Annotated in this window: 14 protein-coding genes; 10 read left to right on the top strand and 4 right to left on the bottom strand. The window is 61.3% G+C overall.

The features are described 5' to 3' along the window. Positions 1-181: 181 nt before the first annotated feature. Positions 182-631 (bottom strand): winged helix-turn-helix transcriptional regulator, encoded by a 450-nt coding sequence (locus BBF94_RS15200; RefSeq protein ID WP_065259809.1) that lies wholly within the window; start codon positions 629-631, stop codon positions 182-184. 174 nt (positions 632-805) lie between these two features. Here BBF94_RS15200 and BBF94_RS15195 point away from each other — a divergent pair, with 174 nt between their 5' ends. The 7 genes from BBF94_RS15195 (at position 806) to BBF94_RS15165 (ending at position 7947) form a co-directional block, all read left to right on the top strand. After that, positions 806-1624, top strand: coding sequence for an alpha/beta fold hydrolase (locus BBF94_RS15195; protein WP_065259808.1), 819 nt, complete (start codon positions 806-808; stop codon positions 1622-1624). Positions 1625-1884: 260 nt separating this feature from the next. Further along, entirely contained in the window at positions 1885-3192 is a 1308-nt protein-coding gene (locus BBF94_RS15190) for a flavin-containing monooxygenase (protein ID WP_065259807.1), read from the top strand. A 59-nt stretch (positions 3193-3251) separates the two neighbouring features. Further along, on the top strand, positions 3252-3668 hold the full coding sequence (locus BBF94_RS15185; protein WP_065259806.1) for a RidA family protein: 417 nt from the start codon (positions 3252-3254) through the stop codon (positions 3666-3668). A 27-nt stretch (positions 3669-3695) separates the two neighbouring features. Then, the gene (locus BBF94_RS15180; protein WP_065259805.1) at positions 3696-4373 is read left to right on the top strand and encodes a DUF1028 domain-containing protein; all 678 of its coding nucleotides are present in this window, start codon (positions 3696-3698) and stop codon (positions 4371-4373) included. Beyond that, positions 4370-5518, top strand: a complete 1149-nt coding sequence (argE, locus tag BBF94_RS15175) for an acetylornithine deacetylase (protein ID WP_065259804.1) — start codon at positions 4370-4372, stop codon at positions 5516-5518. Before BBF94_RS15180 ends, argE begins: the two co-directional genes overlap by 4 nt. Positions 5519-5808: 290 nt before the next feature. Beyond that, on the top strand, positions 5809-7224 hold the full coding sequence (locus tag BBF94_RS15170) for a purine-cytosine permease family protein (protein WP_065259803.1): 1416 nt from the start codon (positions 5809-5811) through the stop codon (positions 7222-7224). A 99-nt stretch (positions 7225-7323) separates the two neighbouring features. After that, positions 7324-7947, top strand: coding sequence for a glutathione S-transferase family protein (locus BBF94_RS15165; protein WP_065259802.1), 624 nt, complete (start codon positions 7324-7326; stop codon positions 7945-7947). Between the two features lie 6 nt (positions 7948-7953). Here BBF94_RS15165 and BBF94_RS15160 read toward each other — a convergent pair whose 3' ends face one another. After that, on the bottom strand, positions 7954-8451 hold the full coding sequence (locus BBF94_RS15160; protein ID WP_065259801.1) for a winged helix-turn-helix transcriptional regulator: 498 nt from the start codon (positions 8449-8451) through the stop codon (positions 7954-7956). 99 nt (positions 8452-8550) lie between these two features. On the opposite strand from BBF94_RS15160, the gene BBF94_RS15155 reads away from it, so the two are divergent. Further along, a complete protein-coding gene (locus BBF94_RS15155) occupies positions 8551-9189 on the top strand; it encodes an isochorismatase family cysteine hydrolase (protein WP_065259800.1) in 639 nt (212 codons plus the stop codon). Continuing rightward, positions 9186-10751, top strand: coding sequence for an aldehyde dehydrogenase (NADP(+)) (locus tag BBF94_RS15150; protein ID WP_065259799.1), 1566 nt, complete (start codon positions 9186-9188; stop codon positions 10749-10751). Before BBF94_RS15155 ends, BBF94_RS15150 begins: the two co-directional genes overlap by 4 nt. A 41-nt stretch (positions 10752-10792) precedes the next feature. On the opposite strand, the gene BBF94_RS15145 is transcribed toward BBF94_RS15150, so the two are convergent. Together BBF94_RS15145 and ptrR are read right to left on the bottom strand one after the other, a co-directional pair. Beyond that, the gene (locus BBF94_RS15145; RefSeq protein WP_065259798.1) at positions 10793-11458 is read right to left on the bottom strand and encodes a M24 family metallopeptidase; all 666 of its coding nucleotides are present in this window, start codon (positions 11456-11458) and stop codon (positions 10793-10795) included. Positions 11459-11553: 95 nt separating this feature from the next. Next, a complete protein-coding gene (gene ptrR / locus BBF94_RS15140; RefSeq protein ID WP_065259876.1) occupies positions 11554-12435 on the bottom strand; it encodes a putrescine utilization regulator PtrR in 882 nt (293 codons plus the stop codon). A gap of 103 nt (positions 12436-12538) precedes the next feature. On the opposite strand from ptrR, the gene BBF94_RS15135 reads away from it, so the two are divergent. Beyond that, on the top strand, positions 12539-13930 hold the full coding sequence (locus tag BBF94_RS15135) for an aldehyde dehydrogenase family protein (protein ID WP_065259875.1): 1392 nt from the start codon (positions 12539-12541) through the stop codon (positions 13928-13930). The last annotated feature ends 64 nt before the right edge of the window (positions 13931-13994 follow it).

The raw sequence follows: 13994 nt of genomic DNA, 5'->3' as shown, positions 1-13994 counted from the left end.
CACTATTCTGGCGTCAATTTATCGATTCACCGAAGTATTGTTGCCAATGAGCGGCCCCGGTGAAATCGTCCGACTCCGACAGAGATGCGGGATGTTTCTCAGACTGGCCGAGGAAAACCGGTAACCGGATCAGAGAACGCTCCTAAGAGCGAAACTTCCGACGGACCCGACTCACTTCATCTCAGTGCTCGACCGCCCGTTTCGTCGCCACATCTTCCGGCGCAAGCTCGCGGCCATCGGCGGCCAGCAGTTGCAGCCTGCGCAGCGGCTGACGCTTTTGCGCATCGACCATGACGGAACCTGGCTCGCCCGGCGCGTACATGAACTCCCTGCCCCACTGCGACAACGCGACGATCACGGTTTGCAGGGCCCGCCCTTTCTCCGTCAGCACGTATTCCTTGTAGGCGCTGCCGTCGGATGCCGGTTCCAGACGCAGGATGTCGCGCTCCACCAGCCCCTTGAGACGAACGCTCAGCATGTTCTTGGCGATTTCCAGACTTTTCTCGAAATCGCTGAAACGACGAATGCCTTCCAGCGCGTCACGGATAATCAGCAACGACCACCAGTCGCCGATCAGATCAAGCGTGCGGGCCACCGGGCAGGCATTGCCCGCAAGACTCTTGCGTTTCATTTGAGGTATCTCCGACAAACAGCAGACTCGATGCGGTTGCATCTTACAACTCGCGCCGGAAAACCGATAACGCGGTCCGCCCTGAACTTAGCACTTGCGTACAAGTGCTCGATGCCGTTTGCCGCGATAGTGATCGTCGCCATCACGGCATTCGCCCAGACCCAAGGAGTTTTCATGAGCACTTTCACCACCCAAGACGGCACCCGGATCTATTACAAGGACTGGGGCAGCGGCAAACCTGTGCTGTTCAGCCACGGCTGGCCACTCGACGCGGACATGTGGGAATACCAGATGGAGTACCTGAGCAGCCGCGGCTACCGCACCATCGCCTTCGACCGTCGTGGATTCGGACGCTCGGATCAACCGTGGACCGGTTATGACTACGACACCTTCGCCGACGACATCGCGCAGTTGATCGAACACCTGGATCTGCGTGACGTGACTCTGGTCGGATTTTCCATGGGTGGTGGCGATGTCAGCCGCTACATTGCGCGCCATGGCAGCGAGCGCGTTGCCGGGCTGGTGCTGCTGGGCGCGGTGACGCCGCTGTTCGGCAAGAAGCCGGACTTTGCCGAAGGCGTCGACAAATCGGTGTTCGACGGGATCAAGGCCGGCCTGCTGAAGGATCGTGCGCAGTTCATCGCCGATTTCGCCGCACCGTTCTACGGCACCAACCAGGGTCAGAAAGTCTCCGATGGGGTACTGACGCAAACCCTGAACATCGCCCTGCTGGCTTCGCTGAAAGGCACGCTGGATTGCGTCACCGCTTTCTCGGAAACCGACTTCCGCCCGGACATGGCGAAAATCGATGTGCCAACCCTGGTGATCCATGGCGACGGCGACCAGATAGTGCCGTTCGAAACCACCGGCAAACGCGCCGCCGCGCAAATCAAGGGCGCCGAACTGAAAGTCTACGCAGGCGCGCCACATGGCTTCGCGGTCACCCATGCACAGCAATTGAATGAAGACCTGCTGGCGTTTCTCGATCGCTGAGTTCGATGAGAGCTGAGCACGCGTGAAAAAAGGCCGCCGACAAACCTGTCGGCGGCCCTTTTTTATCGTTGTCCCGTATTCCGGTGCCATGGCGAAACCCCGCATTTACGGGGCTTTCACGTCTCTGCATCACGTTTTTATCTTCACATGCCAGCTTAATAATATTTTACCGAGAACAACCCCCTCCCTAGTCTGATCCCAAGCACAGAGAACAGGTCGACCACGGCCTGAATCCAACGCCTCGTGAGAAGGGATCAGAGATGACCACTGAAATAATAAAAACAGACACGCTTGTTGTCGGCGCCGGTCAAGCGGGTGTGGCCATGAGTGAACACCTGAGCAAACTCGGTGTGCCGCACCTGGTGCTGGAGCGCAGCCGCATCGCCGAACGTTGGCGCACCGGGCGCTGGGATTCGCTGGTGGCCAACGGTCCGGCGTGGCACGACCGCTTTCCGGGGATGGAATTCGATGACGTCGATCCCGATGGTTTCGCCCACAAGGAGCGCGTCGCCGACTACTTCGAGGCCTACGCGAAAAAATTCAATGCGCCGATCCGCACCGGCGTCGAGGTGAAAAGCGTTGTGCGCAATGTCGGTCGTCCAGGTTTCACCGTCGAGACCTCCGAAAGTGTAATTGAAGCCGCTCGGGTCGTCGCCGCTACCGGCCCGTTCCAGCGCCCGGTGATCCCGGCCATTGCACCGAAGGATGAACGCCTGCTGCAGATTCACTCGGCCGATTACCGTAACCCGCAGCAACTGCCGGCCGGCGCGGTGCTGGTGGTGGGCGCCGGTTCGTCGGGCGTGCAGATCGCCGATGAATTGCAGCGTTCGGGCAAGCAGGTTTACCTCTCGGTCGGCGCCCACGACCGCCCTCCCCGCGCTTACCGCAATCGCGATTTCTGCTGGTGGCTCGGCGTACTCGGCGAGTGGGATCAGGCCGCGATGAAACCCGGTCGGGAACACGTGACCATTGCGGTCAGCGGCGCCCACGGTGGCCGCACCATCGATTTCCGTGGCTTGGCCCATCGCGGCATGACGCTGGTCGGCGTTACCGAATCGTTCAGCGACGGCGTGGTGACCTTCAAACAGGACCTGCGCGACAACCTCAAGCGTGGCGACGAGAACTACCTCGCGCTGCTGGACGCTGCCGATGCCTACATCGAACGCAATGGTCTGGATCTGCCGCTGGAACCGGAGGCCCGGGAAACCTATCCGGACCCTGAATGCGTGAAGAATCCGCTTACCAGTCTCGATCTGGCCGCCGCCGGCATCACCTCGATCATCTGGGCCACCGGTTTTGCAGTGGACTATTCGTGGCTGAAGGTCGCGGCGTTTGATGACAACGGCAAGCCACAGCACCAGCGCGGCGTGTCCAGCGAAGCCGGTGTGTATTTCCTCGGCCTGCCGTGGCAGTCGCGACGGGGTTCGTCGTTCATCTGGGGCGTGTGGCACGACGCCAAACATGTGGCCGACCACATCGCCACCCAGCGCAAATACCTGGCCTATCGCGACGCCGAGCAACGCGAAGCCGCACTGCACAACAAAGCCGCCGACACCGTCGACGCTTGATTTCCCCCTTTCATTACCGGCGCCCATCGCGCCGGGTCCGATTTCGTCAGGAGCTTCACATGAGTCAGCCAACCCACACCCGCATTCGCATGTTCAACACCAAGGACACCTACCCGAACCAGACCCTGGACAACGACCTGTGCCAGGCCGTGCGCGCCGGCAACACCGTGTATGTCCGAGGTCAGGTCGGTACCGACTTCGACGGAAACCTGATCGGCCTCGGCGATCCACGGGCCCAGGCCGAACAAGCCATGCGCAACGTCAAACAATTGCTCGAAGAGGCCGGCAGCGACCTGAGCCATATCGTCAAGACCACCACATACCTGATCGACCCGCGCTATCGCGAGCCGGTGTATCAGGAGGTCGGCAAATGGCTGAAGGGCGTGTTCCCGATCTCCACCGGGCTGGTGGTGTCGGCCCTGGGACAGCCGCAATGGCTGATGGAGATCGATGTGGTTGCGGTGATTCCCGAGTAATTCGACCTTAGCGAAAGGAGGCCACACATGACATTTTCCATCGCCGCCCGCTGCCCCGAAACCGGTCAGTTCGGCATCGCCATCAGTTCCTCCAGCATCGCCGTCGGCGCCCGCTGCCCGTGGCTGTTGCCGGGTGTCGGCGCGGTGTCGAGCCAGAACATCACCCTGCCCTCTCTCGGCCCGGAAGTCCTCGCCCTGATGGAGCAAGGCCTGGCGCCCGAGGCGGCGCTGGACAAGGTGCTGACCCGCAACGGCTACAGCCAGTATCGACAAATCACGGCGATCAACCACCTCGGCCAGACCGCGCATTTCAGCGGTACGCAAACCCTCGGGGTACATAACGCAGTGTCGGGCGAGCAATGCGTGGCGGCAGGCAACATGCTTGCCGGACGCTCGGTGATCGAAGCCATGGTCAGCGCGTTCGAAGAAGGCGAAGGCCAATTGGCCGACCGCCTGCTCAAGGCTCTGCACGCCGCCCAGGCCTTGGGCGGTGAAGCGGGTCCGGTGCATTCGGCAGCCGTGGTCGTGGTCGGCGAGCTGACCTGGCCGATCGTCAACCTGCGGGTGGACTGGGCCGATGAAGACCCGATCGGCCAACTGCAAAAACTGTGGGACGCCTATCGTCCGCAGCTGCAGGACTACATCGACCGCGCCCTCGATCCGGCCAGGGCGCCGGGCTACGGGGTTGCCGGAGACGACCGATGAGCGACAGCGTCGCGTTGCTCAAGACGCTGGTGGGGTTCGACACCACCAGCCGCGAGTCCAACCTGCAACTGATCGATTTCGTGCGCGATTACCTCGAAGGTTTCGATGTGCCGTGCGAGTTGATCTACAACGATGAACGCAGCAAGGCCAACCTGTTCGCCACGATCGGGCCGACCGATCAGCCAGGCATCGTGCTGTCGGGACATACCGATGTGGTGCCCGTCGATGGCCAGCCATGGACGGTGCCGCCGTTCAAACTCAGCGAGCGTGACGGCAAGCTGTACGGTCGTGGCACGGCGGACATGAAAGGCTACATCGCCTGCGTGCTCGCCCTGGTGCCGTCGTTGATCGAAGTGCCGTTGCGCAGGCCGGTACACATCGCCCTGTCCTACGACGAAGAAGTCGGCTGCCTCGGCGTGCGGTCGCTGCTCAAGGTGCTGGCACAACGTCCGGTCAAACCGCTGCTGTGCATCATCGGCGAGCCGACCGAACTCAAACCGGTGCTCGGACACAAAGGCAAACTGGCGATGCGCTGCGACGTCCAGGGTCATGCCTGTCACTCGGCCTACGCGCCGCTCGGGGTCAACGCCATCGAATGCGCCGCCGAACTGATCGGTGAGCTGGGACGCATCGCCCGGCAGCTCAAGGCTGAACACCTCGACCCGCGCTTTGACCCGCCGTATTCCACGGTGCAGACCGGCGTGATCACTGGCGGCAAGGCGTTGAACATCGTCCCCGCCGATTGCCGTTTCGACTTCGAAATCCGCGCCCTGCCCTCGCAGGATCCGGCGGTCGTAGCGCAGCAGCTCAAGGTCTATGCCGAACAGCAAATGCTGCCGCGCATGCGGGCCGTCAGCGCGCAGAGCGATATCCGTTTCAGCGAATTGTCTGCCTATCCGGGCCTTGCCACCGATGCCGCAAGCCAGGCCGCCGAATGGATCGCGGCGTTCTGTGGCTCGGAAGATTTCGGCACGGTGGCTTTCGGCACTGAAGGCGGACTGTTCAACGCGGTGGGCATTCCCACGGTGGTGTGCGGCCCCGGCAGCATGGACCAGGGCCACAAGCCGGACGAGTTCGTCAGCCTCGATCAACTCAAGGCTTGCGACCAGATGCTGCAACGGATGCTGACTTCGATTCGTCTCTGAAAATACCGGACCGGGTAGAGGATCCATATCCGCAGCCGGGCCGCAATATCACCGACAGACAGCTGCTCCGATGGAGATCAGCTGCGCTGTCGTTCATGGCGCTGAAACACTCGAAACAGAGCGTTTTCACCTGACCGGAGAGCCTCGTTTTTTTAACGCCTGAAGCAACAAAACAACTAATTTATCTCTCTCCGGGCATTGCCCATGATCAACCCCAACAAGAAATGCGCCGTCCGTGCCGGCGCTCACTGAAGTACGTCCACGTACTCGTCCTTGCCTTGGAGTTCGTCATGGCCACCTCTGCAACAACGTCCGCACCGCTCATTGAGAAACACACGATCGGCTATGTGCCGCCCGAAGATCGCCACGGAAAGGTTCGGGATCTGTTCACCCTCTGGTTCGGCGGCAACATCGCGCCGCTGCCCATCGTCACCGGCGCCCTCGGCGTGCAGCTGTTTCACCTGAATCTGGTGTGGGGCATCGTCGCCATTCTGGTCGGCCATCTGGTCGGCGGTGTGCTGATGGCGCTGCACTCGGCGCAGGGTCCGCAGATGGGCATTCCACAGATGATCCAGAGTCGCGCGCAATTCGGCTCCCTCGGTGCACTGCTGGTGGTGTTGATTGCCGGCGTCATGTACATCGGTTTCTTCGCCTCCAACATCGTGCTGGCCGGCAAGTCCCTGCATGGCGTGGTCGACAGCGTTCCGGTGCCGGTGGGTATCGTCATCGGTGCGCTGGGGTCGGGAATCATAGGGATCATCGGTTACCGGTTCATTCATGTGCTCAATCGCATCGGCACCTGGGTGCTGGGAATCGGCATCGTGATCGGCTTCGGCTACATCCTGACGCATGTGCAGACGGCTGACTTCCTCACCCGTGGCAGTTTCAATCTCTCGGGCTGGCTTGCCACCGTATCGCTGGCAGCGTTGTGGCAGATCGCGTTTGCGCCGTACGTGTCGGACTACTCACGCTATCTGCCGGCGAATGTACCGGTGGCTGCGACGTTCTGGACCACTTATCTCGGTTCTGCGCTGGGCTCCAGCCTGTCGTTCATCTTCGGTGCAGTCGCCGTACTGGCCACCCCGGTGGGGATGGACACCATGGACGCCGTGAAACTCGCCACCGGCGCCATCGGCCCGTTGATGCTGGTGCTCTTCCTGCTCAGCGTGATCAGCCACAACGCCCTCAACCTGTACGGCGCGGTGCTGTCGCTGATCACCCTGGTGCAGACCTTTGCTTACCGCTGGATTCCGACCGCGAAGAGCCGTGCGGTGATTTCGCTGATCGTCCTGCTGGCCTGCTGCTTCACCGCCGTGGGTGCGTCGTCGGACTTCATCGGCCACTTCGTCGACATGGTGCTGGTGCTGCTGGTCGTACTGGTGCCGTGGACGGCGATCAACCTGATCGACTTCTACGCCATCCACAAGGGTCAGTACGACATCGACTCGATCTTCAAGGTCGATGGCGGTATCTATGGCCGCTACAACCCGCAGGCCTTGCTGGCGTATGCGATCGGCATCGTGGTGCAGATTCCGTTCATGAACACGCCACTGTATGTCGGCCCGGTGTCGGCGCACATCAACGGCGCGGACCTTTCCTGGCTGGTGGGGTTGCTGGTGACGTCGCCGCTGTATTTCTGGCTGGCCAGTCGTGACAGTGCTTATCGCCGGCGCTTGATGACCGGGAAACTGGCGGGCAGCCTCTGAAGTCAGCGAACTGAACAAACAAGGCCCGCCCCGTGCGGGCCTTCTGCCTTGCGTTGTGATATTTCTTTAAGCCCGACGACAACCGGAGATGGAAATCCCATGCTGCGAATTCTGGGCAAAGCCTCATCGATCAATGTGCGCAAAGTACTTTGGACCTGTGCTGAATTGAACCTTCCCTTCGAACGCGAGGACTGGGGTTCAGGTTTTCAATCGACATTGACACCGGAGTTCCTCGCACTCAATCCCTGCGCGATGGTGCCGGTCATTCAGGACGATGATTTCACGCTGTGGGAATCGAACTCGATCATTCGCTATCTGGCTTCGCGATACCAGGGCGAACACCTTTACCCGAGCGAAGCACGCACCCGCGCGCGGGTGGATCAATGGATCGACTGGCAGGCTTCGGAGCTGAACAAATCCTGGTCCTACGCGTTCGTGTCGCTGGTGCGCAAGTCACCTGCACATCAGGACAGCGCCGCACTTGCAGCCGGTTGCCTGGAGTGGGCAAGGCACATGGAGATCCTCGACCGACAGCTGCAAAAGACCGGAGCCTACGTCAGCGGCGAGCAGTTTTCCCTCGCCGACATCCCTGTCGGCCTGTCGGTCAATCGCTGGTTCGAGACGCCGCTGGAGCATCCGCACCTGTCGGCGGTGAGCGCTTATTACGAACGCTTGAGCCAGCGCCCCGCTTACCGATTGCATGGACGAAACGGCACGCCTTGATGCCGGTCATTTGTTTTTGAACGCCTCACGCCGCGCCTGTCGTTCGGCGGCGTACGCCTCTTGCGGCTGGCTGATCAGATCCTCGCGCCGCAACAGTTCCCCGCAGTGGTCGCACAGCGGTCCGAGGCCGGCGCTGTGGTTGCAGTTTTTGTGGGTCATGTTCACGGCCAGCCCCTCCTCCGGCGACTTGCACCAGGTTTCGCCCCAGGCGCGCAACGCAATCACCACCGGGTAGAACGCCTCTCCTTTCGCGGTGAGGTGGTACTCGTAGCGTTTCGGCCGCTCGTTGTACAAGCGACGCTCGACCAGTCCATCCGCCTCCAGGCTTTTCAGACGGGCGGCGACCATCTGCGGCGTACCGCCCGTCTGGGCCTGGATCTCGTCGTAGCGATGGCTGCCCATGAACAACTCGCGCAAAACCAGCACCGTCCAGCGGTCGCCGACGATCGCCTCGGCCCGGGAAATCGGGCACAGCGTATCGGGAAGACTATCGTTTACAGCCATCAGGGCTTGCCTCTCCTACAGTCACTATGATTATCATATCAACACGATGCGGGAACAAGCCCTGAGCATCGATCACTCTCATTGCCGGAGTACATCGTCATGTCGAAACCTCTCTATCCACTCGACAGAACTGCCTACCTGCTGGTCGATCCTTACAACGATTTCCTCTCGGACGGCGGCAAGATCTTTCCGCTGATCAAACCCATCGCCGATCAGAACGGCTTGCTCGACAACCTGCGCAAACTCGACCGCGCCGTGCGGGGCCTGCAGATTCCGGTGGTGATCGTACCGCATCACCGCTGGGTCAAAGGCGACTATGAGAACTGGGATCACCCGACACCCACCCAAAACAAGATCATGCACATGCACCACTTCGCTCGAGGCGAATGGGGCGGTGAATGGCACCCGGATTTTGCGCCGAAGGATGGCGACATCATCGCTCAGGAGCATTGGGGCTCCAGCGGTTTTGCCAACACCGACCTGGATTTTCGCCTGAAACAAAAAAGCATCACCCACGTAATCATCGTCGGACTGCTGGCCAACACCTGCATCGAAGCCACAGCGCGCTATGCATCGGAACTCGGCTATCACGTCACGCTGGTGCGCGACGCCACTGCCGCCTTCAAGGAGGAAATGATGCACGCGGCCCATGAACTCAACGGCCCGACCTTCGCCCATATCGTCACGACCACCGACGAACTGATTGCCAGCCTCGACACTCAGGGTGAGTCGAAATGAGTCTGACCGGCCACCTGCTGATTGGCGCCTCTGACGCCCCCGCCACCGAGGGCACGATGAAAGCGCTGAATCCGGCAACCAATCAACTGATCGAACCAGAGTTCGCCTTTGGCGGCGCGGCCCAGGTCGATCAGGCTGCAACCCTTGCCGACGCGGCATTCGACAGCTACAGCCATACCTCGCTGGCCGAACGCGCGGCGTTTCTGGAGAGTATCGCCGACAACCTCGACGCCGTTCGTGAGGAACTGGCCGCCCGCGCCGCACTGGAAACCGGTTTGCCCCAAGCGCAACTGGAAGGCGAAGCCGCCAAGGCCGCTATCCAGTTCCGCCAGTTCGCCGACGTGGTGCGCAAAGGTCGCTTCCTGCAACTGGCCATCGACCCGGCGCAACCTGAGCGTCAGCCACGGCCACGCATGGATCACCGCCTGCAGAAAATCGCGATAGGCCCGGTGGCGATCTTCGGCGCCAGCAACTTCCCGATCTCCTATTCGGTGGCCGGCGGCGACACCGCCTCGGCACTCGCGGCCGGTGCGACGGTGATTCTCAAGGCCCACAACGCCCACCCCGGGGCCTCGGAAATCCAGGCCCGCGCCATTCGCAAGGCCGTGCAGGCGCACGGTTTGCACGAAGGTGTTTTCTCCATGCTGCGCGGCAGCGGCAATGCCATCGGTGAGGCGCTGGTCGATCACCCGCTCATCAAGGCAGTGACCTTCACCGGTTCGGAACTGGGCGGCATGGCGCTTTATCGTCGTGCACAGTTGCGTCCTGATCCGATTCCGGTGTTCACCGAAATGACCAGCGTCAACCCGACCTTCATCCTGCCCGCAGCAATGGCGGCACGTGGCGCAGAGATCGGTGACGGTTTTGCCGAGCGGATGCTGGTCAATGTCGGGCAAGCCTGCCTGTGTCCGTCGATCCTGATCGCAGTCAAGGGCAATGGCTTGCAGGCATTGCGCAGCGCCATGATCAAACGAATCAGCGATGCGCCGGCACGCACGATGCTGACCCCGGGGATTCACGGTTCATACGTCAAAGGGCTGGTGGCAATGGAAAGCGTCGGAGCGAATCTGGTGGCAGTCGGCGCGCCAGCGGATGGCCCATTGGAGGGCCGCTCGGCGCTGCTGGAAGTGGATGGCCAACGCCTGCTCAGCGAACCGGCGCTGGCCCATGAAGTGTTCGGCCCGGCGGCGTTGTTGGTAACGGTCAACGATGAAGAAGAGATGCTGGGGGTCGCCCGATCATTCAAGGGTCAACTGAGCGCAGCCATTCACCTTGAAGACCGCGATCTGGACCTGGCCCGGCGTCTGCTGCCGATCCTCGAACGCCGCACCGGACGCATTGTGGTCAACGCTTTCGCCCATCCGCAGGAAGTGACTTTCGCCACCGTACACGGCGGGCCGTTCCCGGCCACCTCGGACAGTCGCTTCACCTCGGTCGGCATGACCTCGATCGAGCGCTTTTTGCGGCCGGTGGCGTATCAGGGCTTTCCCGATGCATTGCTGCCGGAGGTGTTGCGCGACGCCAATCCACTCGATCTGCCCCGCAGCATCGACGGCCAATAAAAAATGCCCGGTTCGGCGGATTACCGAACCGGGCACTTTTTTCAATCAATAAGAAGGTCTTCATAGAAAGCACCGTACGCCAGTTCAGGGTGTTCAACCTGGATCTCCAGAATCCACACACCTGCATTCGGCGCCTGATCGAAGTCCCCGAGATTGCCGCCACGATAAATCGCGTGAGGAAAATCGCTGACCCGATGGCCCTTGATGTCCAGGTTCAACTTCCAGCCCATGGCCTCGGCCTGATCGCTGGCGTAGCGATACAGTTCGACCCCGGTTACGCCCTGGCGCCAGAAGGCTTCAACCTTGTCGAAGAGTTCCTTGGAAGCTGCCGCACAGGCAATCATTTGCGGATCGGAGCCAGTGACGAACGTGGCCCCTGCATCACCTTCGTGGCCTTCCCAGACCACGCCCATGTCGATGAAGAAAATGTCTTCCTCGCCCAGCACCGGATCGCCTTCTGAGCGCTCCTTGAAGGTCTTCAGCGTATTGGCGCCGAAGCGGATCAGCAGCGGATGCCAGATCCGGTCCATGCCCAGTTCGACGAGAATCTCTTTGCCTCGTGCATGGGCTTCGGATTCGCGCATGCCGGGCTTGATCACTTTGGCGATCTCGTCCACGGCCTTCCAGGTCAATTGCTGGGCGTGGCGCATGGTTTCCAGCACAAAACGCTCACCTACCGCTTCTTTACCGCTCAGGGCTGTGGTCATCGCTGATTCCTTCTGGCTGATCGCGCATCGCTTGCGCTGTATAGTTTTTTATATTGCGAAACGAGACGCTCAAGATACAGCCATGACACAACGTGTCAAACCTCTTCTGCGCGTACCACGCCACGTTCTTCCAGCAAACGCACGAACATGCTGAGGCTGCGCGACACCGTGCCCCGCCGCCACACCAGCCACGTCGTCAGATAGCGAAAATCCGCCGCCAGCGGCCAGACGCTCACCGTCGCGCAACCGGGCATGCTCTGCAGCATGCTGCGTGGCATCAGGGCCAGACCGGCGCCGGCACTGACGCAGGCGAGCATGCCGTGATAGGACTCCATTTCAAAGATCTTGCCAGGCACCGCAGCGTCGGTGCTGAACCATTTTTCGAAGTGATGGCGATAGGAACAGTTCGAGCGGAACGCGTAGATATTCTCGCCGTTCACGTCCGCGGCGCGTTGGATCGGCCCGTGATGCAGCGGCGAGATGATGACCATTTCCTCCTCGAATGCCGGAATACCTTCCAGCGCCGGGTGCAACACCGGGCCATCGACGAACGCCGCCGCCAGGCGTCCGGAAAGCACTCCGTCGATCATCGTCCCGGACGGCCCGGTCGAGAGGTCCAGATCAACCTTCGGATGTTGCTGGTTATAGGTCGCCAACAAACCGGGGATGCGCACCGCGGCGGTACTTTCCAGCGAGCCCAGCGGGAACGCGCCTTGCGGTTCTTCGCCGGCCACTGTGGCGCGGGCTTCCTGCACCAGATCGAGAATCCGCCGTGCGTACTCCAGAAAACTCCAGCCAGCCGGCGACAGACGCAAACGGCTCTTCTCGCGGATGAACAGATCGACGCCGAGATCTTCCTCCAACTGCTTGATGCGGGTCGTCAGGTTCGATGGCACACGATGGATCTGTGCCGCCGCGGCGCTGATGCTGCCGTGCTCGGCAACAGCCTTGAAGATTTCCAGTTGCACCAGATCCACAGTCATTCTCCAATCGTGAAAGAAACGCTCTTTATTATTCAGTTTCCAGAAACTGAACGCCACCCTACTCTGAGCGCATCCGATGAACTCGCAGGACGATGCCATGAGCCCGATTTCCAGCCAGACCCACGCCATTTCGATCAACCCCGCCACCGGCGAGCAGATCGGCCACTACGCCTTTGAATCCGCCGAGGCCCTCGATGCCGCTCTGACCCGTGCTGCCTTCGGTTTCGGCAAGTGGAAACGCAAGCCGCTGCAGGACCGCTCCCGTGCCCTGACCGCTTTGGCCGGTGCTCTGCGCGACAGCAGCGAAGCCATGGCGACCATGATCACCCGGGAGATGGGCAAGCCGATCGCCCAGGCCCGTGGCGAAATCGAGAAATGCGCCAAGCTCTGCGAGTGGTACGCCGAACACGGCCCGGCCATGCTCGACGCCGAACCGACCCTGGTCGAGGGCGGCAAGGCGCGCATCGAATACCGCCCGCTGGGGCCGATCCTTGCCGTAATGCCGTGGAACTTCCCGATCTGGCAAGTGCTGCGCGGTGCCGTGCCGGCGCTGATCGCGGGCAACACCTACGTGCTCAAGCATGCGCCTAACGTAATGGGCAGCGCTTATCTGCTGCGCGATGCGTTCAAGCGCGCCGGATTTGCCGATGGTGTGTTTGAAGTGATCAACGTCACCCCGGAAGGGGTTTCCCGGGCTATCGCAGACCCGCGCATCGCCGCCGTGACCCTGACCGGCAGCGTCCGCGCCGGCATGGCGATCGGCGCCCAGGCCGGTGCCGCGCTGAAGAAGTGCGTGCTGGAACTGGGCGGCTCCGATCCGTTCATCGTGCTCAACGACGCCGATATCGACGAAGCCGTGCAAGCGGCAGTGATAGGTCGTTACCAGAACTCCGGCCAGGTCTGCGCTGCGGCCAAACGTCTGATCATCGAAGAAGGCGTGGTTGAAGAGTTCACACGCAAGTTCGTCGAAGCCACCCGCCAGTTGAAGATGGGCGACCCGTTGTCCACCGATAATTACATCGGCCCGATGGCCCGTTTCGACCTGCGTGACGAACTGGACCAGCAAGTGCGTGACACCCTGGAAGAAGGCGCCACCCTGCTGCTCGGTGGTAGCAAAGTCGAGGGCGCAGGCAACTACTATGAGCCGACCGTGCTGGCCGACGTCACCGACCGCATGACTTCGTTCAAGCAGGAATTGTTTGGCCCCGTGGCTTCGATCATCACCGCCCGCGACTGCGCCCACGCCGTGGCCCTGGCCAACGACAGCGAGTTCGGCCTGACCGCCACGATCTACACCGCCAACGTGGCCCTGGCCCAGCAACTGACCAGCGAACTGGAGACCGGTGGCGTGTTCATCAACGGCTACTCCGCCAGCGATCCGCGTGTGACCTTCGGCGGCGTGAAGAAAAGCGGTTTCGGTCGTGAACTGTCGCACTTCGGTGTACGTGAGTTCTGCAATGCCCAGACGGTGTGGCTGGATCGCCGTTAAATCCTGAATACGAGAAAACCGGGCATCGCCCGGTTTTTTTTTGATGCACATCACGTTCGTGAGG

It is taken from the genome of Pseudomonas bananamidigenes (assembly GCF_001679645.1).
GTDB lineage: Bacteria > Pseudomonadota > Gammaproteobacteria > Pseudomonadales > Pseudomonadaceae > Aquipseudomonas > Aquipseudomonas bananamidigenes.
Note: the sequence above shows the minus strand (reverse complement) of the source record. Positions and strands in the feature narration are given on the sequence as shown.